The sequence below is a fragment of the Erwinia aeris genome (genome assembly GCF_041224955.1).
Lineage (GTDB): Bacteria > Pseudomonadota > Gammaproteobacteria > Enterobacterales > Enterobacteriaceae > Erwinia > Erwinia aeris.
This window is the reverse complement of sequence record NZ_JBGFFX010000038.1, coordinates 1-291: the sequence shown is the minus strand read 5'-3', so window position 1 is coordinate 291 and position 291 is coordinate 1. Positions and strand designations below refer to the sequence as shown.

The 291-nt window shown below is 44.7% G+C and carries 1 tRNA gene; it reads right to left on the bottom strand.

Annotation, left to right across the window (positions count from 1 at the left end):
- Positions 1 to 63: 63 nt before the first annotated feature.
- Positions 64 to 139 (bottom strand) — tRNA-Glu (locus tag AB6T85_RS23735).
- Positions 140 to 291 lie beyond the last annotated feature (152 nt).

The following is a 291-nucleotide window of genomic DNA, read 5'->3' as shown; positions in this document are numbered from 1 at the left end:
AGGCTTAAAGCCGGAATCAATTTTGAGATACGGTTGATAATGTCTTTCACTCATTATCAGATATGGCGTCCCCAAGGGGATTCGAACCCCTGTTACAGCCGTGAAAGGGCAGTGTCCTGGGCCTCTAGACGATGGGGACACAAAAATTGCTTAACCAGTCGCAGACTGGTTATTTTGTGTAAAGGTGAAGATTTGCTGGCAAATCTGTGCGACAAATTTACTTGTCACAGAACCCTACTCAAAAGACGCATTGCTCGTTACTTTTCTATCAGACAATCTGTGTGGGCACTA